We start from the raw sequence: 21,845 nt of genomic DNA on the forward strand, positions 1-21,845 counted from the left end.
TGAAATTGATTTCGATATATCGAAAGGTGAACATAATTGTTAGAAGTGTTCGATAAATATGTTGACTGGAAAGTATTGAGCTATTTCTTATCCAGGCCGGGCGAACTTTCATATGCAAACCAAATAGCAAAAGCCCTTAATATCAGCCCTTCAAGTGCAAGTGCCGCAGTCAAAATATTTGCAGAAAAAGGATTTCTTGTCGTTGAGGAAAAAGGCTTTGCCACGCTTTATCGTCTCGACACCGGGAACGAGGTAGTTAAGTCCTTGAAAAGGGCATATGGAATTGATTTTGTAGTCTCGTCGAAACCTGTCGACGTAATCCTGAAAACCGACCCGAACGCCCTTTCTGTCGCTCTCTACGGTAGCTATGCTGGCGGATCCTTCGATGGGGAGAGCGATATAGACTTTCTCGTTGTCACTCCATCTAATAAGGAAATTTATGTAAATATTTTCAGAGAGCTAGAACATACGTTTGATAAGGACGTGAACTTTACTATCTTCAAGCTATCAGAATGGCGTGCGCTGGCCAATAAAAAAGATGCGTTTTACACCAATGTGGTATCCAACCACATATTACTATATGGGGCGGGACTAAAGTGAGAACACTTGACGATTGCTATAAGAAAGGCTTAAAAAGGATAGACAGCGATACTGTCAGTGCTAGAAATTGCCTGATCAGCGCCGCCAGTCACCTCGACGATGCTGAGGCGAGTTTTAGCATCAAACGCTATCGTCTCACGCTCACTTCCAGCTATGAGGCGATATTTCACGCTGCAAAGGCATTACTCTTCAAGGATGGCGTTAAAGAACACAGCCACATCTGCGTTCCAGTCTATCTGCGAGAAGCCCACCCGGAGCTTGAAGAGTATGCAAATACGCTTGACTCATACAGACTTTATCGCGAAAAGGCCACCTACGGCTTCGGCGTCAATGTCAGCGAGGCCGAGGCTAAAGCAGCGCTGGAAAATGCGAAGCTTATCATCGAGAAGATGCAGGCTCTGATTTAGCTAATTTTGATATTCAAGTATACGTGTAAAAAGAAGGTTAGGGAGCAATATGCTCCCGGTTTACAATTTTACGTAGCGGGCGTCGTAAAGCTCAGCTTCAGCGATCATCTGCTTCAGCGTGGCTGCCGGGACCTCGTCGTCGACGGTCAGGATCATGACTGCGTCGCCTCTGACGGCGTCCCTGCCGACGACCATGCCGGCGATGTTGATGTTGACCTTGCCGAGGATGGTGCCGACCTTGCCGATGACGCCTGGCCTGTCCTTGTGCCTGGTGACGATCATGGTGCCGGTGGGGGCTGCGTCGACGCGGTAGCCCTGGATCTCGACGATCCTCGCGTCGTTCTTGCCGAAGATGGTGCCGCCGACGGTGACGTCTTCCTTGTCGGTCTTGAGGGTCAGGGTGATCAGGTTGGTGTAGTCGCCTGTTTCGCCGAACTTGGTCTCGGCCACGTTGATGCTCCTGTCCTTGGCCAGGATCTTGGCGTTGACGTAGTTGACGGGCTCGCCCATCTTGATGTCCAGCAGGCCTTTCAGGACGGCAATGGTGACCAGCGATACGTCCTTCTGGGAGATCTCGCCGTAGTAGCTGACGGTGGCTTCCTTGATCTGCCCGTCGGAGATCTGGGCGGCGAAGCTGCCGAGCTTTTCGGCGAGCGGCAGGAAGGGCTTGACCTTCTCCATGATCTCGGGCTTCATAATGGGTATGTTAATCGCCGTTGTCACGGGTAAGCCCTTGAAGCTGTTCAGGACCTGTTCTGCGATGGTGATAGCCACGTTGACCTGGGCCTCTGCAGTGGACGCTCCGAGGTGCGGGGTGACGATGACGTTGGGCTGCTCGAGCAGCGGGCTGCCCACGGGGGGCTCCTTCTCGAACACGTCGAGGGCCGCTCCGGCGACCTTGCCCGACTTGAGGGCTTCTAACAGGGCAGTCTCGTCGATGATGCCGCCTCTGGCGCAGTTGATGATCCTGACGCCCTTCTTCATCCGGTCGAACTGGGCGGTGGAGACCATGTGTTTCGTGCTCGGGGTGAGCGGGGTGTGGACGGTGATGAAGTCGGCCTTCTCGTAGATCTCGTCCAGCGTCGTCAGCTTCGCGCCGATCTGCTGGGCGCGCTCTGCCGTCGTAAACGGATCGTAGGCGAGCACTTCCATGCCGAAGCTCCTCGCTCTCTTCGTGATCTCGCCGCCGATGCGGCCCAGGCCGATGATGCCGAGGGTCTTGTTCAGCACTTCGACGCCCATGAACTTGCTGCGCTCCCACTTGCCGCTCTTCAGCGAGGCGTTCGCCTGGGGGATGTTGCGCGACATGGACAGCATCATGGAAAGGGTGTGCTCGCACGCTGCGATGGTGTTGCCTTCGGGCGCGTTGGCGACGATGATGCCCTTTTCGGTCGCAGCCGGGACATCTACGTTGTCGATGCCCACGCCGGCCCGGCCGATGATCTTGAGGTTCTTGCCCGCGGCGATGACCTCTTTGGTGACCTGGGTCTCGCTGCGGATGATGAGCGCGTGGTAGTCCTTGATCTTCTCGATCAGCTGCTCTTTGGTGAGCTTGGTCTCGATGTCGACCTGCACACCGGGCTCAGCCTTGAGGACCTTGATGCCTTCTTCTGAAATAGGGTCTGTTACGAGGACTTTCATGACCATTACCCCTGTGTAGAGTTTAATGCACGCTGCATGCTCATAAGTCTTTGGTAAAGTGCACGGGCCGGGAAAATATATATCTTGAGCGCTGTGAGTACTAGTTTGAGGAATATGGAAACGAGCAATATGGATGGCCAGACCGTCATCGCGGTCGAGAAAAGCCACTCGCTTGTACAGAACGTCGGCGCCCTCGCCCTCGCGCTGGCGATCGACTTCGCGGACCTGGTGCCCGACGACCTGCTCTTCGCCACGGGCCTTCTGCCCGTAGCTGTCGGCGCAAGCGCGGCCATCAGCGTGGTAGAAGCGGCTTACCTGAATCACCTGGGCGTCCCTATAGTCAACCTGCTGGTCATGAGCGGCACCGACATGCTCCCGTTCGTCGACGTCATCCCGTGGTGTACGCTCGCGGTGCTGGACAGGCGGTTCGGGCTGAAGATCCCGTACGTGACGAAGCTCTTCAACTATTAACCAGAGTGCGTCGACTGGCGGATCGATCGGCAACCGGCGAAGAAAATGGGTCCTGCCAGCCGGGCTGGCGGATCTATACCGGCGACACGACACGCCCGTCTGCTACTTTTTTCAGACGGCAACTGTCGTAATTTTTCAATACGTGACGTGATACGTCACATAACCGTTATATAAGTAGAAAGCCCTTATACGGATGAACATAGCATGTTACATGTGGTGTAACACGGGTGTTTTATGTATACTCCTGAGTGGATCCAGAACATGGCTAACCTGATTGCGGGTGACATCGTCAACTCGCCTGAGCGGGGTAAGCTTATTCAGGACTACCGGGGTAAGATGCACCTCACGCAGGACGAGCTTAGCCTGATCATGAGGCTGCGCCGGGAAACGATCTCCAGGATCGAGAACGGCAAAGTCACTCCCACGCTGACCTTCATCCACGTGTTCTCAGGTGTAATGGCCTTAATAGAGGCGGTGAAAACCTCCAGGTCCCAGGGCAAGAGTATCGAGTACCCGTATTTCAGCCGCATAGGGGCTGAGCTGGGCGTGCCCCAGGACCGGATAGCGTCTATCATCGACCTCTCTATTCAAAGTTTTGACGAAAAGCGAAGAAAAGCGATTCGCTCGCTGGAAGTGTGATTATGGCAGGAAAGGAAAAGATTGTTGTATGGCTTAGTGACGTTCGCAACACCGACATCCCCATCGTAGGCGGCAAAGGCGCCAGCCTCGGCGAGATGACCAACGCGCAGCTGCCGGTTCCCCCCGGCTTCGTGGTCACCGCCCAGGCCTTCAGGAAGTTCATCACCGAAGCGGGCATCGCAGACAAGCTCTTCAAGGGCATCGACGTCAACGTCGACGACCAGAAGGAGCTGATGAAGGCTGAAAAGTTCGCCAAGGACCTGATCAACAACCAGCCCATGCCCGCATCGATCGCGAAAGACATCACCGCAGCATATGACACGCTGAGCAAGCGCGAGGGCGGAGAGCAGTACGTGGCCGCGCGGTCGAGCGCGACCGCCGAAGACCTGCCGGAAGCCAGCTTCGCCGGCCAGCAGGAAACCTTTTTAAACGTTCGCGGCAAGGAAGACCTGCTCAAGGCAGTCCAGCACTGCTGGGCTTCGCTGTACGGTGCAAGAGCGATCTACTACCGGGTCAAGCAGAAGTTCCCCCACGAGCACGTGAACATCGCAGTAGTCGTCCAGAAGATGGTCGACGCTGACGCAGCAGGCGTCATGTTCACCCACCACCCCACCACCGGCGAGAATGTGGCGATCATCGAGGCCGCATGGGGCCTGGGAGAGTCGGTCGTGTCCGGCTCGGTGTCCCCGGACAACTACGAGGTCAGGAGCGGCAGAGTATCCAAGAAAAAGATCGCCACCAAGCAGATCAAGATCATCCGCGACCCCAGGACCCGCAAGACCGTGAAGCTCGACGTGGAAGAGGCGAAGAAGAACGTCCAGGTGCTTGCCGATGACCAGATCCTCAGGCTCGCCAAGCTGGGCAACATCGTGGAAGAGCACTATGGCAAGCCTCAGGACATCGAGTGGGCGTACCAGAAGGGCGAGCTGTACCTGCTTCAGTCGAGACCCATCACCACCATCCAGAAGCGCGAGGCCAAGGGCGGCAAAGTGCTGGGCGAGATCATCCTCGAAGGGCTGGGCGCCTCCCCGGGCGTCGCCAGCGGCAAGGTCAAAGTCGTCGACAGCATGGATACCCTGGACCGGGTCTTAGAGGGTGACATCCTGGTCACCAAGATGACCACCCCGGACATGGTGCCTGCGATGAAGCGGTCCGCCGCCATCATCACCGACGAGGGCGGCCTGACCTGCCATGCTGCCATCGTTTCCAGAGAGCTGGGCACGCCTGCCGTAGTCGGCACCAAGGAAGCGACCAGAATGCTGGAAGACGGCTCGCTGGTCACCGTGGACGGCGAGAAGGGCCACGTGTACATGGGCGCGGTCAAGAAGGAAGCAGCAGCCGAGAAGGCAGAGCACGCCGAGGCCGCACCCCGGATGGCAATGATTAAGCCAATCACCGCCACCGAGGTCAAGGTCAACGTATCCATACCTGAGGCTGCCGGGCGCGCGAAGGACACCCATGCTGACGGAGTGGGCTTGCTCAGGATAGAACACATGATCCTCGGCCTCAACACACACCCCCAGGTCTACATGAACAGCGGCCGCTCCCAGGAGTACGTGGACGAGCTGATCAAGGGCATCAGGACCGTCGCCGACGCCTTTTACCCGAAGCCCGTCTGGGTCAGGACGCTGGACGCCCCGACCGACGAATTCCGCGCCATGAAGGGCGGCGAGAACGAGCCGTACGAGCACAACCCTATGCTCGGCATGAGGGGCATCCGCCGGGACCTGAAAGAGGTAGAGCACTTCAAGCTCGAGATGGCGGCTTTCAAGAAATTATTCGAGATGGGCTACGACAACATCGGCATCATGATTCCCCTGGTCCAGCACCCGAAGGAGCTCCGCAGGGCCAAGGAGATCATGGTCGAGTGCGGCATCGACCTCGAAAAAGTCGACGTCGGCATCATGGTCGAGATCCCCGCCTCCGCCCTCATCATCGATGAGTTTATTAGGGAGGGCATCGATTTCGTATCGTTCGGCACCAACGACCTGACCCAGTACACGCTGGCGGTCGACCGGAACAACGAGCTGGTCGCCGACCTGTACAACGAGCTGCACCCCGCGGTGCTCAAGCTCATCGAGTACGTGATCGGAGAGTGCAACAAGGCCGGCGTCAAGACGTCGATCTGCGGCCAGGCAGGCAGCAGGCCTGAAGTCGCCCGGAGGCTCGTCGCCATGGGCATCACCAGCATCTCGGCCAACATCGACGCGGTAGAGGCCGTCAGGGAAATGGTGGCCAGGACCGAGCACGCCTTGATCCTCGAGGCGGCCAGAAAAAAGCAGTGATTTGACATGCGGGAAACGGGAGCGGGTGAGGAAGATATATTCGCCGAGCTCTGCGAGGCGAGGAGACGTGACGTGCCCTACGGGCGCGTCCTCAGCTCCATGTGCACCAACCCCCACCCCGTCGCTATCAGGGCTCACCAGGAGTTCGTCAACACCAACCTGGGTGACCCTAAACTTTTCCCCGGCACCGCCGCCATCGAGCGCCGGTGTATCGGGCTCATCGGCGAACTTTTACACCTGCCGGATGCGACCGGCTACATTTCTACCGGCGGCACCGAGAGCAACATCCAGGCGCTCCGCACGGCCATCCAGCTAAAGCACACGGACCGGCACAGGGCTAACATTGTCGTGCCCGAATCCGCCCACTACTCTTTTGAAAAGGCCTCCCAGATGCTCGGCATCGCCATCCGCAGAGCACCCCTGGACGATCTCCTGAGGGCCGACCCATCGGAGATGGCGGCGCTCATCGACGAGGACACGATCGCTCTCGTCGCAGTCGCGGGCACCACTGAGTTCGGCCAGATCGACCCGATAGAGGAGATCGGAAAGCTGGCGCAGGAGCAGGCCTTGTACCTCCACGTGGACGCGGCGTTCGGCGGCTTCGTCATCCCCTTCATGGAAAAGCCCGCGAAGTTCGACTTCGAAGTCCCGGGAGTCCAGTCGATCACCATCGACCCCCACAAGATGGGCCTCAGTACCATTCCGTCGGGCGGGCTGCTCTACCGCAGTGAAAGCCTGCTGAAGCTGCTTGAAATAAACGCCCAGTACCTGACGAGCATGGTCCAGACCTCGCTCGCAGGCACCCGCAGCGGCGCCTCGGCGGCATCTGCGTACGCAGTCATGCAGTACCTCGGCAGGGAAGGTTACCGGCAGATTGTCGCCACGTGTATGAAGAATACCCGCAGCCTCCAGGAGCAGCTTGAAGACCTGGGCATGGAGCCGGTCATCGAGCCGGTCATGAACATCGTGACTGTGGGGGCAGGAGACCCCGTAGGCCTGCGGAAAAGGCTCGCGGAGAAAAACTGGTACGTATCCACGACCGTACACCCCTGCGCGCTGCGCATGGTCGTCATGCCCCACGTGACGGAAGAAGTTATTGGGGCGTTTGTGACTGACCTGAAAAAAGTCCTTTAGGCCGATAATAAGTCTTCATTGGGCCCGCTTTTTTAAAACTTTTAAAAAAAGCCTATATAACATGGGCGATAACCTACAAGGCAGGTGGGATTATGGCAGTCGATTATATCATTGATCACCCCTGTCCGGTGAAAGAAGCGCTGACCCAGGAGGGCATGATCTCTCTGATCAAGCAGCAGGCCCGGGCACAGGCCGTGATCGATCTGGTTTTGAGCGAAGGTAAGACGAGAGAAGAGGCCCTCGATACTCTCATCAACCTTCAGATTATGACCCTCGACGGGGTAGAAACCCGGGGCTATAAAGTCTCGGAGCTGCTCAAAGAGGCCAGGGTGCTCGACGACTACCAGGCCCACTGCGAGCAGTGCCTCGCTGGCAGAGGAGAGCCGTACGGCTGCCTGAAAAGCATCCACTATCCCCTGTCCCGCAAAGCGGAAGAGTGGCTGGCAGCGATCTCTCAAAAAGCCCTGGAAAAGGGAATGCCAAATTCGATGGCCCTCGAGTACATCCCCGACAACGGCGTCACCGGAGAGCGGTTCAAGCTCATGAGAGCCGACCAGAACGGCACCTTCATGGAGCTGAAAAAGCCCCTGGAAGTCACCCTGTCCAAAACTTTCATGAGCAGAAAAACGGTCGACACGGACCAGATAATGCATTTGATCCTCGGCTTCCCGAAAGTCCAGAACCCCCACCAGATGATCATGCTCCTGTTCCTCGCCGACGCCCTAAAAGTCACCGACACCCAGCCCCCCGAAGGCTCCTGCGAAATGGCGGTCTGCTGCGCAGACAAAAGCGGAAAAGAATCGTGGCGGTCGTTTAACTTACCGGCAAGCTCTTCGGACGACCACTCAGTCACCGAACTCAAAGAGTTCTTCCGAACCATGTTCGTCGCTTACGTCCTCGACTGCGAAATAATAGTGGACCTGTGATATATAATAATAATTTTTTACCATGGCGGCATGGCTCTTTATCCTAACAACTGGAAAACAGATTTTCTAACCACGGCGGCACGGCGACACAAAGACTATGCGAGAAACGATGGCAGGATAGTTATTTAAACCACGGCGCCACGGCGACACGGAGACAACCGGTACCCGAATAACAAGGCCTTCTTTTTATTGATCCACGGCGACACGGCGGGCTGACGGCACAGCGACAAATATGTTTCCTTCAATCAGGCTATCGATCGAAAGCCAGGCTGAATGGATTGGGCAGTAAGCATATGGTTAAGGCACTGTCTCCGTGTCGCCGTGGACACAAAAAGGAGTTCACTTATACCGATTCACCACAGTCTCTGTGTCGCCGTGCCGCCGTGGTTCCAGTTACCATCCGGCCTGTCGTGGATCGCACTGTCTTGGTGTCGCCGTGCCGCCGTGGTTCAAACATCTGATTTCCTGTTGTTATTGTCATGTCGTCGGGTGAGCTTACCGCTCTCTGCAACTCGCATGCGGGGGTTTATTATAAGGGAAGCGCGTAGAGTATCCATGTACTGCCGCAGGCATCCGGTTTGGGGCTAGACGGCTGTTCTTACAATTGAAAAAAACTCAACCATCAGGTGGGGCGCATATCATGTTAAAAATTCTGAAAGAGTCGCTGAAGACTGCACCGATTGTAAAGCGAGGCACTTACAACTATTTTATTCATCCCATTTCTGACGGCGTGCCGGTCGTGAAGCCCGAGCTGCTGAGGGACGTCATCGCCTGCATCGTCAAGAACGCAGACCTGGACGTCGACAAGATCGTCACCATCGAGGCCATGGGCCTGCCCATTGGCGCCTCGCTGTCGCAGATCACCGACATTCCGTTCATCATCATCCGCAAGAGGAAGTACGAGCTGCCCGGCGAGATCGCCGTCCACCAGGCGACCGGGTACTCCAAGGGCGAGCTGTACCTGAATGGCATCAGCAAGGGCGACAGGGTGCTCATCGTCGACGACGTCATCAGCACCGGCGGCACCCTCGCGGCCGTGATCAAGGCGCTGGAGATAGCCGGCGCAGAGATCAAGGACATCGTCGTCGTTATCCAGCGGGGCAACGGCAAGAAGATCATCGAGGACATGGGCTACAACGTTCAGACGCTCGTAAGCATCGACGTCGACGAGAACGGGGTACAAGTTCTGGGCTGTATCGACGACGAGTGTAAATAATATCGAGAGGTCTCCAGGGGACTTTTCAAAAGTCCCCTAGATCCGGCTACGCCATCTCAAAAATCCTTTTTATCACAGCCGGATCATTGACCAGCATCCCTGACTCCACCAGCCGGGGAATCAGCTCAGCCCACATCTTCTCCCGCTCGAACACGTCCCTGAAAATGGGCAGCGCCTCCTCCACTTTGCCGGCGTTGACCAGCGTCACCGCACACCAGAACGGAATCTCTACGAGCTCCGGCGCCAGCTTTTCGGCCATGGCATATTCGGCGTTCGCCGCCACGACATCGTTCTTCTCCACCGCCAGATCGCCGGCGTTCATGTGCAGGTAGGCACGCTGCAACCGGACGAGGCGCTTCAGTTCCGCAACAGGCTCCGGGTGGTCTTCCACTCTCAGATCGAACCTACGATCGACCCAGGGCTTGCCCGTCGATTGCCCGCTCACCACTACTAGCGCCGCAGACTGTCGGCCCCGTATATCCCCTCCGGCTGCCTCCGCCGCCTCCAGCACAGTGATCAGCCGGCCGGCCAGGTCTCCTTCTGCTTCCCGGTACGCCTTTGCCATCGCCGGCCAGACTCGATCGTTGGCCATCATGTTCGCCTGCACGCTGAACTGGGCCTCGGAATCAGTGATATTTCCGGCAGGCTGCAGGCACCGGCTCCCCGTGTGGCCGGCTACCCCGCCGTTCGCGTCGATCATCGCCACCTGCCTGAGCTCCCGCCCTTGGTCCCCGGCGAGCAGCCCTTTCAACGCATCGGGTGCACTACGTCCTGCTCGCATCGCCGCCAGGCCCAGCGGGCCGTACGCCGGGTCGGAGAAAGCCTGAGTCGCTACAGCACCAACTCCCGCCTCCGCCCATGGCACGACGCTCCCTACCGAGAACCAGTGGGACTGCACTGCCACGCCCATTTCTCCCGTGGCCGGGTCCCGCGCTACGATGCTGTACGTGCTCACCGGCCTGGCTAGCTGCGGCTGCTTTTTTGCCTGCATTTTCTCCAGCATATATGTCACTTACCATCATATTGTGATATCTCATTATCATCGTATCTCGCCTTTGCCCGTTATCTCTCCGGCCTCAGCCGGCAACTTAACAGCGTTAACTATTTATAATCAGGTATTATAACAATCGTTAAAGTCATTCTTGAAAGGTATTATACTGTCGGGCAGCGCCCCGACCTGCCCGACAGTATGAAACCTTTCACAAAGGACTATAATAAGCACCGTGATACGATGAAGCCACCTTGTGAACTAATTGTATGGTACGTAATCCCTACCATCCGGGCGGAGCTTTCCAAAGAGCTGGTCAAGATGGGCATGTCCCAGAAAGACGTTTCCGAGCGCCTGGGCATTACCCAGTCGGCAGTATCCCAGTACATCAAAGACAAGCGGGGGAAGGGTATACCCATTAACAAGGAGACCCGCAAGGGTATCAAGAACCTCGCGAAGCAGATCATCGACGAGAATTCTCCAAAGGAGGTCATACCGGGCATCTGCATGGTTTGCGGTATCGTCAAGGCCAGCGGTTCGCTGTGCGATCTGCACAGGCAGGAAGACTCTAACCTGGAAGGCTGCGAAGTCTGCTTCGGTAGAACTAAGCCCGGTAATCTCTAACCTTTCTTATTCTTTTTCCCCTCTCTTCGAAGCCTCCGCGGCGGCTAAAACGGCAGTAACAGGTTTCTATCTACGGCGCCATGAAGTGTATGAAGGCACTGCGGAGGGCTCAGGACGTGAAACATTGCTGATACTGTCTGTATTACCTGCTTCGGCAGGCGAAGCGGCAGCCGCCAGGATCGATGGCTGGGGCACTAATAAGGATGAGTACCAGGCAGGCGACACAGTCTCCGGGTTTATCAGGATTATAAACGAGGGGGCCACTTCCATCCGGGACATCGAGATCGAGGTAAGGGTCGTGAAAGAAACCCTGGTCGGAGGCATCGAAGTTCACCGGAAAACTTACCGGGCAGCAGACTTCATCCGTGGTTTCAGTATCCCGCCAGGCGAGACCGTGCTTTTCCATTTTCCCCCGGCAGGCCAGCCTCCTTTCACCGTCCCTGCCTCGGCCCTGGCGAAGGGTAAATACCACTTCACCGGCCGGCTGATGATCGGCGGAAAAGAGTTTGGCCGGGTGGAGAAGAGAATCCGGATTGTCCGATGAGTATAAGCGACTTTACCGGCGTACACGGCCAGGCATGCAGGACATCTGCCTCTTTCACAACCTTTATATATCTTCAATTGTGAATTAACAATTGTTAATTAAGAGGGTTCGGCATGAGGATTCTGGCAATACACGCCGACAGCATGAGCTACAAAGCAAACAGAAAATCCCGGGTGGCGGAAGAGATCGAGGTGAAAGAGGGCTCGATGGAAGACTGCGTGGTCCTCCTCTCTTCGGTGGAAAAGCTGGACGAGGCCAACCCCCGGAGGGTGATCGATGTAGCGGCGAAAGAAGTAATGCTGCGCCTGGAACGGCTCAAGGCCCGGCGGGTCATGATCTTTCCCTTCGCCCACCTGACCTCTACGCTGAGCAGCCCGGCAGTGGCACTGGAAATTTTGAATGGCCTCGAAACTGGTCTAAGGGATGCGGGCATCGAAGTGAAGCGGGCGCCATTCGGGTGGTACAAGGAGTACGACATCAAGAGCAAGGGCCATCCGATGGCGGAGCTCTCCATGACCATATGCCCCTATGAAGGCCGCAATTGTGATTTCCTCTGTCCTTACTGCGAGAATCCGATCAAGCTCCGGGACATGGCGGAGCTCGAGGGCGAGCTCCGGGCCGAGCTCAAGGGATAGCTTCGGGCCGAACGCCCGGCTAAGGCGGAAGCCGGGAATCCCGCCCGGGTATCACCATAAGTTCCTCACCAAGGCTTTAAATAATCTACATAATAATATTATATTGACCTGAACGCGATGATGACCATGAAGAAGGTATATCTAGACAACAGCGCGACCACCAAAGTCAGCGATGAAGTAATCAGCGCCATGCTCCCCTATTTCACGGAGAAGTACGGTAACCCGTCCAGCCTTCACACGGCCGGCAGAGAGGCCCGTGAGGCGATCGAAGCCGCCCGTCTCAAGATCGCCGGGATCATCGGCGCTGCTCCGGCGGAGATCATCTTTACCTCCGGCGGAACAGAGTCGGATAACATCGCCATCATAGGGAGCGCCCTGGCTAACCGGAAGAAGGGCAATCACATCATCACCTCGGCTATCGAGCATCCTGCGGTGATCGAGACCTGCAGGCACCTCGAGAAAGACGGGTTCAAGGTCACCTACGTGCCGGTCGATCCCGATGGAGTCCTGAAACTGGACGAGCTCGAGAAGGCGATCACTAAGGAGACAACTCTGATCACCGTCATGCAGGTGAACAATGAGATCGGGACCATCCAGCCGATCAAAGAGATCGGCGAAATCGCCCGGGAGAAGGACATTTACTTCCACACGGATGCGGTTCAGGCTATCGGTAAAGTGCCGGTGAACGTGGACGATCTCGGAGTGGATATGCTCGCCCTTTCCGGCCACAAGATCCACGGGCCTAAAGGCGTGGGAGTTCTGTATCTCCGCAAAGGCACCCCGGTAAGGTCGCTGACCTTCGGGGGAGGCCACGAGAGGGGCGTCCGCAGCGGCACAGAAAACGTGTCGGGCATCGTGGGCATGGCCAGAGCCTGCGAGCTGGCTGCCAGGGACTTAGACCGGAACGCCGAGCACATGGCCAGGCTGAGCAACAGGCTCATGGACGGGCTGCTGGGGATCGAGCACTGCAGGCTCAACGGCTCCCGCAAGAACCGATCGCCAAACAACGTTAACATCAGCTTCAGCTTCGTAGAAGGCGAGTCGATGGTGCTGCTCCTGGACATGAAGGGCATAGAAGTCTCCACAGGCTCCGCCTGCTCGTCGAAAAAGCTGGAGGCATCCCACGTGCTGCTCTCCTGCGGACTCGACCCGGAGACGGCTCACGGCTCGCTGAGGATGACCAACTCGAAGTACAACACGGAGGAAGAGATCGACTACGTGATCGAGACCCTCCCCGGCATCGTATCCCGGCTGAGGGAGATGTCACCCCTCTATAAGAAGTAGAGGGTGACAGCTGTACAAAAAATATGCCATAGAGGTTACTGTTATGTATTCGCCCAAGGTAATGACTCACTTTTCCAACCCCCAGAACGTGGGGGAGATCCCCGATGCCGACGGCGTCGGGACCGTCGGCAACCCGGTCTGCGGGGACATGATGACCATCTACCTCAAGATCAAGGACAACCGTATCGAGGACATCAAGTTCAAGACCTTCGGCTGCGGAGCGGCCATCGCCACCAGCAGCATGGTCACCGTCATGGCCAGGGGTAAGACTCTCGACGAGGCGCTGGCGATCACCCGGGACGACGTGGCCAAAGAGCTCGACGGCCTGCCACCCCAGAAGATGCACTGCTCGAACCTAGCGGCCGAGGCATTGACTGCTGCCATCGAGGACTACCGCAAGAAGCAGGCGGCGAAGAAATAGCGAGGTCTGATGACCTCGATGGCGCCTGAAGGCCGGGAGTAAACTGGTCGCACGCGGGCTGGCAGGCTTCCCGGGCGGCGTAGACTATATGGGCTTGTAGGAGATCAATGTATGCAAGAATCAGACTGCCCGGCCAGCGAGGGCATGCTGTTACTATCACGGAGAGTACGCCATGAAGGTCAAAGTCAAGCTGTTCGCCAACTTCCGGGAGGCTACGAAGCAGAAAGAAGTCGAGATAACGCCCGCAGGCGAGACAGTGCGGGACGTCATCGACGGCCTTGCAGACAAGTTCCCGGCTATCCGGCCGCTACTTTTCCAGGACGGCAAGCTGAAGCCTTACGTGAACGTCCTCCACAACGCGCAGACCCTGAAGGGCGAGGACAGCCTCAGCGGCAAGGTCCGGGACGGAGACGAGATCGCTCTCTTCCCGCCTGTGTCCGGCGGCTGATGCCGGCAGTAGCTACGGGATATCAGACATAGGCAGCAAAGGCGGGCACACTTCCCGCAGCTTAGAAAATCGCCGCCATATCTACTTTTATATGGAAAAATGTCGCTTTACCGGCGAATACAAACCGTTTTATACCATCGGAAAGCTATCATCTATTATTTATGGGGTCAAGTAAGGGGAACGATACCTGCCACGAATGTGGCAGCGACCTGCTGCTGTACAAATGTAAGTACTGCGGCATGGTCTTCTGCGACCGGCACCGCCGTCCGCAGGACCACAAATGCCCGGGCCTGTCAAGCTACAAACAGCAGGTCGAGGCAGGCACCGTCGAGAAGCCCGGCATCGCGGCAGCAGGCCAGCCAGCAGAAGCGCAGGCTCCTGAGAAACCCCTGGGCTCGTCAGTCATGCACTGGTCTCTTCTGGCTGTCAAGCTAATTTCCATCGCTGTCATCGTCATGGCCCTCCTGGTCGCCCTCATCATGCTCATCGGTTATATCGATGCCCGGACGACTGTTACGTACGTGACGCTGCCGGTCCAGAACACAACCGGCGTTCAGGTCACGCTGGCCAACAACCGCTCTGCGGCCGACCCGACCTATGACGAGCTTGTCCGGTTCCTGAAAGCCGACGACACCAGCTCTCTAAAGTATGTGAGCCCCGGCTGGACCTGCGCCGACTTCGCTAAGAGGCTACATGACAATGCCGAAGCCCGCGGCATCAAGGCCGGGTTCGTAGGCATCGAGTTCTACGACGGCAGCATCGATTACAGCATCTACGACGACGGCTCTGACACTTTCGCACCACCAGCGGGAGCGCCTGACATGGGCCACGGCCTGAACCTCTTTAACACGGTAGACAAAGGCCCGGTATACGTCGACGCCTCCTCGATCTACGAAGGCTCTACCGGAGACCGCATCGCCTACGTAGTAGAGGGCAGAGAATTCAACGAGATCGACCTGGACTACGCCACCAGCACCGACTACTCCTTCTACTCCGGGTACAGGCAGAAGTACCTCGACTACATCCACGAGCTGAAAGAGTACAACCGGCTGGCAAAGAACTACAACCAGGGCATCGCCGAGCCCGGCATGGAGCTCAACCAGATGGCCCTGTTGCTAAATTCCCGGAACGAGGCGCTCAACGCTAAGAAGGCGGAGATCGGGCCGTTCTACTATCCCTCGGGGACCGTGAAGAAGATCAATGTGTACTGGTAGGGCTTAGGGCATACATACCAGAGCTATTAGATTTTTACCTTACGGGGCTTGTTTTTTAACAGTGGTAACAGGGAGCCATTAACCATGATGTGTCTCTGATAAGCGTACAGGGGAACCTTTTGTAAAAGGTTCCCCTTGCACCTCTCCAAAACTAACCTGAATGCCCTTCGGGCATGATCTCATGTCGCGAGTCAGGGGGGCTTTTTTGGAACAAAGCCCCCCGACAGCCCCGCAAAAACCAGCTTACATCATCGACTGTTCGCCGAGCTCGATAGTCCTCTTCATCTCGGCCTGGAGCTGGGGCGGTAAGCCCTTGACGTCCACGTCGAGGAAGCCTCTGACGATCAGAGCTGTCGCAGTGTCGGAATCAACGCCGCGGGACATGAGGTACTGGATTTCCTCTTCGGCGATCTTGCCTACGGCTGCTTCGTGGCTCAGGTCTACGCCCGGCACGTGGCCGAGCAGTTCGGGCACTGCGTAGATGACGCCGCCGTCTCCGAGGAGGAGGCCGTGGCACTCGAGGTGTGCCTTGGTGTCGGGCACGTCACCCTGGATGAGGCCGCGGGAGGCTACGTAGCCGCCGTCCTTGGCGATCGTCCTGGCTACCAGCTCTGCGCGGCAGCCTTTGGCCTTGAGGACCGCCTTAGACCCGAGGTCCAGGTGGGACTCGGGCGGTGCGTACACTACTGTGTTGAACCTGGCGAGGCCGTTCTCGCCTTCCATGAAGCAGGACGGGTACATCTGGACGTCCCTGACCCTGGTCATCGACACGTAGTTGCTCATGAAGATGGCGTTCTTGCCGAGCCTGGTAGCCGATCTCGGGCGGACGATCACGTCCGGGCCCCAGTTGTGGACCATGGTATAGGTGAGCTTCGCGTTGTCCTTGACGTAGAACTCGGTCACGCCGACGTGCAGGCCGCGGTTGACGTGAGTATCGGTGGTGCAGCCGGTGATCACGTGGAGTTCGCTCCCTTCCTCGGCGATCAGGATGTTGTGGACGTTCTGGATCATGCCCTCCCTGCCGATGTACATGCACGCCTGCAGGGGGAACGTGATCTTGGCCCCGGGCAGGGCGCGGATGAAGTAGCCGGCGAACTCGTGAGTAGCACTGTAGGCTGTGAACTTGTCCTGATCCGGCTGGACGATGCCAAAGAAGTACTCCTGTAGCCAGTCGTATTTTTTCAGCGCATCGTTGATGTCCATGAGCTCCAGCCCTTCCTGGGTGGAAGAAGCGTAGACGATCGACTGGTCGTGCTGGAAGAACGAGCCCGACCGTTCGCTCATCGAAGCGTCGACACCGACATGCAGGGCTCTTTCCTTGACGCCGCTTGACAGCTGGCCCAGCGAAGTGATCTTCTCTCTGACCGGGACCTGCTTCTGGAACGACTCCAGGTCGACGTCGTTGCCATAGGCCGCTTTCTTGTTGATGGCAGCCCGCGCGCGCTTGATTATCTCCTCATGCATGACATGCACTCTCCGTAGCCGTTCTTTCTGATGTCGTCCAGCAGCTCGAGGGGGTTGCCCTGGCAGAGCATCTTCCCCTTCATCATCACGTAGGCCCTGTCGGCCTTGACGAAGTCCAGGATGTTGCCGAAGTGGGTGATGATGAGCCCCGACTTGGTGCGCTCCATGGTCTTCTTCTCCTTCTCGAGGAGCTCGTTGATCGTATTCCCTACCAACCCAATGTTGACCAGGTCGACCCCGCTGTCCGGCTCGTCCAGCATGACGAACTCCGGGCGCTGAGCCAGCAGCTGTAATAGCTCCGAGCGCTTGATCTCGCCGCCGGAAAAGCCCGAGTTGACGTCCCTGTCCAGGAAGGACTCGAGGTTGAGCTTCTTTGCCAGGCCGGCGATCTCCAGGTCCGTGATCTTCTTGCCCGGGTACCTGGATTCCATGCTGATCCTGACCATGTCCCTGAGCTTTACGCCCCTGATGACCGGCGGGTGCTGGAACAGGATACCTATGCCGAGCTTCGCCCGCTCGTCCATGGGCGCGTCGGTGATGTCCTTCCTCTTATAGTAAATCCTGCCATCTGTGACCTTGTACTTCGGAATCCCGGCGATGGTGAAAAGAAGCGAGCTTTTGCCCGTTCCGTTAGGCCCGAACAGGGCGTGGGTCTCGCCGGCGCCGATGGACATGTTGACGCCGTTGAGGATGCGCTTGTCATCCACTTCGACGGTTAAGTTTTCGATGCTGAGCATAAGGGTCCCGTCCATAAAATGCAAGTTTCGATAAGGAATACTGGTTGTTTTCCTTTAAAACTTTCCGTGGCCTGATGGCCAGACCTGATGGGGGACGCCAAAAACTATTTAACGATTGTTATTTTTCACTGTTAGAAGCCGCTCTCAGTTTCAAACGCAGGTCTATTGATTTCCCCAGCTTCCAGTCCGCGACTCCGTCGAAATCATAGTAGTTGCACGTCAGCTCTTCTCCCGGCCAGAGGTCCCGGGCGGCTATGCAGGCCCCTTCGGGCTTACCATTATCTACTACCAGCAAGGTCGGCTGCTCAGAGTGATTCATGTACAACGCTCCGTCCCCGCACCAGACCACTTTTCCCGTGCTGCTGTTCAGGTAGGCGTGGAACATCAGCTTTTTCAGCCCGGCATCGTCTAACTCGGCGATTTCCGGGTCTTCAAAAATCCTGTCTACCTCCGGCTGGAATTCCCATACGACCGTGCCTTTGGGGATGAACTCGGCCAGAAACAGGCCGTAGCCGGCAATATTGCTTGGCCTGACAGTAGTCTTCACTTTTAGCACGATCTCCGCCCGCCTGTAACGTGAGATGTGGCCGTCCGCTGTTATAATTTCGTACTTCTGCCGGCTGCCTCGTCCGCCAGTTTTCCGGAAAAGCGCGAACCTTAAACCGTAAGCTTTATCCTGGCAGACGCTATCCAATCGACTTTTTCAAATAGCTCTCGAAGTCCGTCGGAAGCCGTACCGGGTTAGGTGTCTCGCATCCGGTTTTGCCATCGACGACCATCTGCGTCATCAGCATCAGGTTTTTGGCCGCATCTTTCGAGAAACCTGCCTGCAGCAGTGTACTCTCCCAGTCTTGCGGCAAGATCTGCGTGGCGTTGACCTCTCTGCCCAGCACGTGCCCAAAGACCTGCGCGATATCTGCAGAACTATATGGGCGAGGCCCGGTGATCTCGAATACCCGCTGCTGCGGCGCTTTCCGAATCAGCACCTCAGCCAGGAATTCGGCGACATCCGGAGGGGCAACCATCGGCAGCTTTAAGCCAGGAGGGAAAAAGGTCGGCAGCATTCCATGTTCCCTGGCCAGCTCCAGGTACCCGAGCCAGTTGCTGTAATAGTAGGCAGGCCGGATGAAAACCTGCTCGACTTCGAGGCCGGCGAACGCATGCTCCAGCATGTGGGAAGCCATGAGGTTGCCTGATCCAGGCCCGAGTTGCGCGCCCATGGAAGACAGGCCCACGATCTTCGTTACCCCGGAGGATCGGACAGCCTCCCTGTAATTATCTATCATTCTCCGGGCGTCGCCCAGCACGTCTCCCGACGCGGGATTTTCAGGCGTCAGGAGAAAAGCCGAGCTTCCCCCTTGAAAAGCTCTGTTCATAGCCTCCATGTCAAAGTAGTCTGCCACTACGATTTCCGCGCCCCTGCTTTTCAGCTCTTGAGCTCTGGAACCATCTCGCACAACGGCTCTCACTGGCTGGCCTTTTACTAATAGCCTGTCTGCCAGCATTGAGCCTACCTGCCCTGTCGCTCCCAGTATTATGTTCATACGAAAACTCCTGTCGACTAACGGCTCTTATTATGCTGTTGCCACTTTTAAAGCATGCCAGTGTGTCTTGAAAGTAAAATAAAAAGAGGGGTGTCTAGTAGCGGAGCTGACCGACTACTTCGACCACCCGATCGACTTCGTCCTTCGTGATCACGAAGGGAGGCACCAGACGGAGCACTGTATCGGCCGTGCAGTTGATCAGCACGCCCTTTTCCCTGGCCTTGTCCACCAGAGCGTTTCCGTCTCTCTTGAGCTGGACGCCGATCATGAGGCCGAGGCCCCGCACTTCGGACACGAAGTCCTGCCTGCAATGATCCCGCAACTGCCCGCGCATGTACTCGCCCATCTCCGCAGAACGCTCTACCAGGTGCTCTTCCTCCATGGCCTGTATCGTGGCCAGAGCGGCAGCGCACGCGAGGGGGTTGCCGCCGAAGGTCGTGGAGTGGTCGCCTTTCGCAAACTTCGTGGCGACGCTCTCCGTTGCCACCAGAGCGCTCATGGGGAAGCCGCCTGCGATGCCCTTGGCGATACACATAATGTCGGGCTGCACTCCCGAGTGGTCCTTGCCAAACCACTTGCCGGTCCTGCCCATACACGTCTGAATCTCGTCGAAGATCAGCAGCGTGCCTGTCCTGTCGCAGATCTCCCGGACTTCCCGCAGGTACTCGAGAGGAGGCACATGGACGCCGCCCTCGCCCTGCACAGGCTCGAGTACCACGGCGGCAGTATCTGCCGTGATCTCCTTGCCCAGCGATTCTGCATCCCCGTAGGGCACGAAGCTGGCTCCGGCCACGAGGGGCTCGAAAGGCTTTCTGTACTTTTCTTTGTGCGTAATACTTAACGCGCCCATGGTCCTGCCGTGGAAGCAGTGCTCGGCCGCTATGAAGCCCTTCTTACCCGTCGCCTTCCTGGCCAGCTTCAGCGCAGCTTCCATCACTTCGGCGCCGGAGTTGGCGAAGAAGGCCCTGTCCATGCCCGAGATCTGCGTCAGCTTCTCCGCCAGGGCGGGCTGTAAGTCAGTGTAATACAGGTTCGACGTGTGCATCAGCGTTGCTGCCTGCTCCTGGATGGCCGCTACTACTTTAGGATGGCAGTGCCCGAGGTTGTTGACCGCAATTCCTGCCACGCAGTCGATGTACTCCTTTCCGTCGACGTCCCACACCCGGGCGCCCCGTCCTTTTTTCAGGACGACGGGCTGTCGTGCCCAGAGCTGGAAAACACATTCGGCGTCTTTCTTCATCGCTTCGTCGGCAGAGGGCCTGCTCGTAGAGTGTAAATCTGTCATTTATATTCACATTGTTAGATAATAACCGCCGGGTTTCGACGGGGTTTAGAAGTCAGTGCAAAAATAGGTACCGGGAGAGGTGTCAGGAGCTGACGCTTAAAGCGTCAGTTCACCGACGACTCTGGCAACCCGGTCGACCTGTTCCTTCGTGATCACGAACGGCGGCACCATTCTGATAACAGTGTCAGATGCCACGTTGATGAGTACGCCCTTCTCGCGGGCCGGCGCGACGAGGGAGTTTCCGTCCTTCTTGAGCTGGACGCCGATCATGAGGCCGAGGCCTCTGACGTGATCGACGAAGTCCTGCTTGCAGTGAGCGGTGAGTTGTTTGCGCATGTACTCTCCCATCTCCACGGAGCGCTCGATTAGGTGCTCCTCTTCCATGGCCTGGATGGTGCCCAGCGCTGCAGCGCAGGCCAGGGGACTGCCGCCGAAGGTGGAGGCATGATCGCCTTTACCGAACGCCTTAGCCATCTCGTCGGTCGCCATCATGACGCCCATGGGGAAGCCGCCTGCGATACCCTTGGCCACGCACATAATGTCGGGCTGCACGTCGAAGTGGTCCTTGCCGAACCACTTGCCGGTCCTGCCCATGCCGGTCTGGACCTCGTCGAAGATGAGGACAACTCCTGCCCTGTCGCAGATCTTCTTGACTTCCTTCAGATAGTCCTTGTTGGGGATGTTGACTCCGCCCTCGCCCTGCACGGGCTCGAGGATGACAGCTGCGGTATCGGAGTCCATCGTATCCTTGATAGCGTCTGCATCTCCGTAGGGGACGAACTTGGCGCCGGGGACAAGGGGCTCGAAAGGCTTCCTGTACTTGTCCTTGTGGGTAATGCTTAAAGCGCCCATGGTCCTGCCGTGGAAGCAGTGCTCGGCTGCAATGAAACCTCTGTTGCCGGTTTCCTTTCGGGCGAGCTTCAGGGCTGCCTCGATGGATTCGGTGCCCGAGTTGGCGAAGAAGACTTTGTCCATGCCCGACAGCTTCGCCAGTTTTTCGGCGAGTGCCGGCTGCAGGTCATTGTAATACAGGTTAGAAGTGTGTATCAGCCGCTCCACCTGCTCCTTGATGGAGGCGACTACGCGCGGGTGGCAGTGGCCCACATTGTTGACCGCGATGCCTGCGACACAGTCGATGTATTCGCGGCCGTCCGCGTCCCACACAAGGGCACCCTGGCCCCTGGTGATCACAATGGGCTGGCGCCCGTAGGTCTGGAAGACATATTTAGAGTCTTTCGAGACGGCTTCCTCCCCGGAAGCCCTGCCAAGTATCTTATTACTCATTGTCGGTTCACTCTTTTACTATGTGAATTGATAATAGTGAAGTGCGAACGCTGT

General features: G+C 57.2%; 23 protein-coding genes. 15 read left to right on the forward strand and 8 right to left on the reverse strand.

The features are described from left to right. Positions 1-45: 45 nt before the first annotated feature. Positions 46-600 (forward strand): nucleotidyltransferase domain-containing protein, encoded by a 555-nt coding sequence (locus ACPLPM_RS03435; protein ID WP_424360025.1) that lies wholly within the window; start codon positions 46-48, stop codon positions 598-600. Further along, positions 597-1,007, forward strand: a complete 411-nt coding sequence (locus ACPLPM_RS03440; protein ID WP_424358842.1) for a HEPN domain-containing protein — start codon at positions 597-599, stop codon at positions 1,005-1,007. Before ACPLPM_RS03435 ends, ACPLPM_RS03440 begins: the two co-directional genes overlap by 4 nt. A gap of 60 nt (positions 1,008-1,067) precedes the next feature. Here ACPLPM_RS03440 and serA read toward each other — a convergent pair whose 3' ends face one another. After that, positions 1,068-2,648, reverse strand: coding sequence for a phosphoglycerate dehydrogenase (serA, locus tag ACPLPM_RS03445; RefSeq protein WP_424358843.1), 1,581 nt, complete (start codon positions 2,646-2,648; stop codon positions 1,068-1,070). A gap of 114 nt (positions 2,649-2,762) precedes the next feature. Here serA and ACPLPM_RS03450 point away from each other — a divergent pair, with 114 nt between their 5' ends. The 6 genes from ACPLPM_RS03450 (at position 2,763) to hpt (ending at position 9,319) form a co-directional block, all read left to right on the forward strand. After that, a complete protein-coding gene (locus ACPLPM_RS03450) occupies positions 2,763-3,119 on the forward strand; it encodes a hypothetical protein (protein WP_424358844.1) in 357 nt (118 codons plus the stop codon). 261 nt (positions 3,120-3,380) lie between these two features. Further along, positions 3,381-3,758, forward strand: coding sequence for a helix-turn-helix transcriptional regulator (locus ACPLPM_RS03455; RefSeq protein ID WP_424358845.1), 378 nt, complete (start codon positions 3,381-3,383; stop codon positions 3,756-3,758). A gap of 2 nt (positions 3,759-3,760) precedes the next feature. Further along, positions 3,761-6,043, forward strand: a complete 2,283-nt coding sequence (ppsA, locus tag ACPLPM_RS03460) for a phosphoenolpyruvate synthase (protein ID WP_424358846.1) — start codon at positions 3,761-3,763, stop codon at positions 6,041-6,043. Between the two features lie 6 nt (positions 6,044-6,049). After that, on the forward strand, positions 6,050-7,177 hold the full coding sequence (mfnA, locus tag ACPLPM_RS03465; RefSeq protein ID WP_424358847.1) for a tyrosine decarboxylase MfnA: 1,128 nt from the start codon (positions 6,050-6,052) through the stop codon (positions 7,175-7,177). Between the two features lie 92 nt (positions 7,178-7,269). Beyond that, positions 7,270-8,103 carry a hypothetical protein gene (locus ACPLPM_RS03470; RefSeq protein ID WP_424358848.1) on the forward strand — a complete coding sequence of 278 codons (834 nt, stop codon included), beginning with the start codon at positions 7,270-7,272 and terminating at the stop codon, positions 8,101-8,103. Positions 8,104-8,743: 640 nt separating this feature from the next. Next, on the forward strand, positions 8,744-9,319 hold the full coding sequence (gene hpt / locus ACPLPM_RS03475) for a hypoxanthine/guanine phosphoribosyltransferase (RefSeq protein ID WP_424358849.1): 576 nt from the start codon (positions 8,744-8,746) through the stop codon (positions 9,317-9,319). Between the two features lie 46 nt (positions 9,320-9,365). On the opposite strand, the gene ACPLPM_RS03480 is transcribed toward hpt, so the two are convergent. Further along, the gene (locus ACPLPM_RS03480) at positions 9,366-10,322 is read right to left on the reverse strand and encodes a DUF1028 domain-containing protein (RefSeq protein ID WP_424358850.1); all 957 of its coding nucleotides are present in this window, start codon (positions 10,320-10,322) and stop codon (positions 9,366-9,368) included. A 228-nt stretch (positions 10,323-10,550) separates the two neighbouring features. Between ACPLPM_RS03480 and ACPLPM_RS03485 the strand changes: the two genes are divergently transcribed. The 7 genes from ACPLPM_RS03485 to ACPLPM_RS03515 all read left to right on the forward strand — a co-directional run bounded on the left by ACPLPM_RS03485 (position 10,551) and on the right by ACPLPM_RS03515 (position 15,477). Continuing rightward, positions 10,551-10,931, forward strand: coding sequence for a transcriptional regulator (locus tag ACPLPM_RS03485; protein WP_424358851.1), 381 nt, complete (start codon positions 10,551-10,553; stop codon positions 10,929-10,931). Between the two features lie 124 nt (positions 10,932-11,055). Beyond that, positions 11,056-11,475 carry a hypothetical protein gene (locus ACPLPM_RS03490; RefSeq protein WP_424358852.1) on the forward strand — a complete coding sequence of 140 codons (420 nt, stop codon included), beginning with the start codon at positions 11,056-11,058 and terminating at the stop codon, positions 11,473-11,475. A 113-nt stretch (positions 11,476-11,588) separates the two neighbouring features. Then, positions 11,589-12,110 carry a threonyl-tRNA synthetase editing domain-containing protein gene (locus tag ACPLPM_RS03495; protein WP_424358853.1) on the forward strand — a complete coding sequence of 174 codons (522 nt, stop codon included), beginning with the start codon at positions 11,589-11,591 and terminating at the stop codon, positions 12,108-12,110. A 126-nt stretch (positions 12,111-12,236) separates the two neighbouring features. Continuing rightward, positions 12,237-13,394: a cysteine desulfurase NifS gene (gene nifS / locus ACPLPM_RS03500; protein WP_424358854.1), complete on the forward strand. Its 1,158-nt coding sequence runs from the start codon at positions 12,237-12,239 to the stop codon at positions 13,392-13,394. A 43-nt stretch (positions 13,395-13,437) separates the two neighbouring features. Then, positions 13,438-13,815 (forward strand): Fe-S cluster assembly scaffold protein NifU, encoded by a 378-nt coding sequence (gene nifU / locus ACPLPM_RS03505; protein WP_424358855.1) that lies wholly within the window; start codon positions 13,438-13,440, stop codon positions 13,813-13,815. 172 nt (positions 13,816-13,987) lie between these two features. Beyond that, a complete protein-coding gene (locus ACPLPM_RS03510; protein WP_424358856.1) occupies positions 13,988-14,263 on the forward strand; it encodes a ubiquitin-like small modifier protein 1 in 276 nt (91 codons plus the stop codon). Positions 14,264-14,424: 161 nt separating this feature from the next. After that, complete coding sequence (locus tag ACPLPM_RS03515) at positions 14,425-15,477, forward strand: AN1-type zinc finger domain-containing protein (RefSeq protein ID WP_424358858.1); 1,053 nt, start codon at positions 14,425-14,427, stop codon at positions 15,475-15,477. A gap of 243 nt (positions 15,478-15,720) precedes the next feature. On the opposite strand, the gene ACPLPM_RS03520 is transcribed toward ACPLPM_RS03515, so the two are convergent. From ACPLPM_RS03520 to ACPLPM_RS03545, 6 genes are all read right to left on the reverse strand, one after another. Continuing rightward, positions 15,721-16,941 (reverse strand): SufB/SufD family protein, encoded by a 1,221-nt coding sequence (locus ACPLPM_RS03520; RefSeq protein ID WP_424358859.1) that lies wholly within the window; start codon positions 16,939-16,941, stop codon positions 15,721-15,723. After that, positions 16,926-17,693, reverse strand: coding sequence for an ABC transporter ATP-binding protein (locus tag ACPLPM_RS03525; protein ID WP_424358860.1), 768 nt, complete (start codon positions 17,691-17,693; stop codon positions 16,926-16,928). Before ACPLPM_RS03525 ends, ACPLPM_RS03520 begins: the two co-directional genes overlap by 16 nt. Before the next feature lie 103 nt (positions 17,694-17,796). Further along, positions 17,797-18,372, reverse strand: coding sequence for an SET domain-containing protein (locus ACPLPM_RS03530; RefSeq protein ID WP_424358861.1), 576 nt, complete (start codon positions 18,370-18,372; stop codon positions 17,797-17,799). Continuing rightward, on the reverse strand, positions 18,365-19,222 hold the full coding sequence (locus tag ACPLPM_RS03535; protein ID WP_424358862.1) for an NAD(P)H-binding protein: 858 nt from the start codon (positions 19,220-19,222) through the stop codon (positions 18,365-18,367). The genes ACPLPM_RS03530 and ACPLPM_RS03535 overlap by 8 nt, the downstream gene beginning before the upstream one ends. A 94-nt stretch (positions 19,223-19,316) precedes the next feature. After that, positions 19,317-20,507 (reverse strand): acetylornithine transaminase, encoded by a 1,191-nt coding sequence (locus ACPLPM_RS03540; protein ID WP_424358863.1) that lies wholly within the window; start codon positions 20,505-20,507, stop codon positions 19,317-19,319. 96 nt (positions 20,508-20,603) lie between these two features. Then, positions 20,604-21,791: an acetylornithine transaminase gene (locus tag ACPLPM_RS03545; RefSeq protein WP_424358864.1), complete on the reverse strand. Its 1,188-nt coding sequence runs from the start codon at positions 21,789-21,791 to the stop codon at positions 20,604-20,606. Positions 21,792-21,845: the final 54 nt, after the last annotated feature.

The organism is Methanocella sp. MCL-LM (genome assembly GCF_049676595.1).
Taxonomy (GTDB): Archaea; Halobacteriota; Methanocellia; order Methanocellales; family Methanocellaceae; genus Methanocella_A.

Bases quoted from the DNA above. Each gene is read 5' to 3' on its own strand.
- ACPLPM_RS03535 (WP_424358862.1), bottom strand. From the start codon at position 19,222: ATGAACATAATACTGGGAGCGACAGGGCAGGTAGGCTCAATGCTGGCA.
- ACPLPM_RS03540 (WP_424358863.1), bottom strand. From the start codon at position 20,507: ATGACAGATTTACACTCTACGAGCAGGCCCTCTGCCGACGAAGCGATG.
- ACPLPM_RS03495 (WP_424358853.1), top strand. From the start codon at position 11,589: ATGAGGATTCTGGCAATACACGCCGACAGCATGAGCTACAAAGCAAAC.
- ACPLPM_RS03455 (WP_424358845.1), top strand. From the start codon at position 3,381: ATGGCTAACCTGATTGCGGGTGACATCGTCAACTCGCCTGAGCGGGGT.
- ppsA (WP_424358846.1), top strand. From the start codon at position 3,761: ATGGCAGGAAAGGAAAAGATTGTTGTATGGCTTAGTGACGTTCGCAAC.
- mfnA (WP_424358847.1), top strand. From the start codon at position 6,050: ATGCGGGAAACGGGAGCGGGTGAGGAAGATATATTCGCCGAGCTCTGC.
- hpt (WP_424358849.1), top strand. From the start codon at position 8,744: ATGTTAAAAATTCTGAAAGAGTCGCTGAAGACTGCACCGATTGTAAAG.
- serA (WP_424358843.1), bottom strand. From the start codon at position 2,648: ATGAAAGTCCTCGTAACAGACCCTATTTCAGAAGAAGGCATCAAGGTC.
- nifU (WP_424358855.1), top strand. From the start codon at position 13,438: ATGTATTCGCCCAAGGTAATGACTCACTTTTCCAACCCCCAGAACGTG.
- ACPLPM_RS03485 (WP_424358851.1), top strand. From the start codon at position 10,551: ATGAAGCCACCTTGTGAACTAATTGTATGGTACGTAATCCCTACCATC.
- ACPLPM_RS03450 (WP_424358844.1), top strand. From the start codon at position 2,763: ATGGAAACGAGCAATATGGATGGCCAGACCGTCATCGCGGTCGAGAAA.
- ACPLPM_RS03470 (WP_424358848.1), top strand. From the start codon at position 7,270: ATGGCAGTCGATTATATCATTGATCACCCCTGTCCGGTGAAAGAAGCG.
- ACPLPM_RS03510 (WP_424358856.1), top strand. From the start codon at position 13,988: ATGAAGGTCAAAGTCAAGCTGTTCGCCAACTTCCGGGAGGCTACGAAG.
- ACPLPM_RS03515 (WP_424358858.1), top strand. From the start codon at position 14,425: ATGGGGTCAAGTAAGGGGAACGATACCTGCCACGAATGTGGCAGCGAC.
- nifS (WP_424358854.1), top strand. From the start codon at position 12,237: ATGAAGAAGGTATATCTAGACAACAGCGCGACCACCAAAGTCAGCGAT.
- ACPLPM_RS03525 (WP_424358860.1), bottom strand. From the start codon at position 17,693: ATGGACGGGACCCTTATGCTCAGCATCGAAAACTTAACCGTCGAAGTG.
- ACPLPM_RS03545 (WP_424358864.1), bottom strand. From the start codon at position 21,791: ATGAGTAATAAGATACTTGGCAGGGCTTCCGGGGAGGAAGCCGTCTCG.
- ACPLPM_RS03480 (WP_424358850.1), bottom strand. From the start codon at position 10,322: ATGCTGGAGAAAATGCAGGCAAAAAAGCAGCCGCAGCTAGCCAGGCCG.
- ACPLPM_RS03520 (WP_424358859.1), bottom strand. From the start codon at position 16,941: ATGCATGAGGAGATAATCAAGCGCGCGCGGGCTGCCATCAACAAGAAA.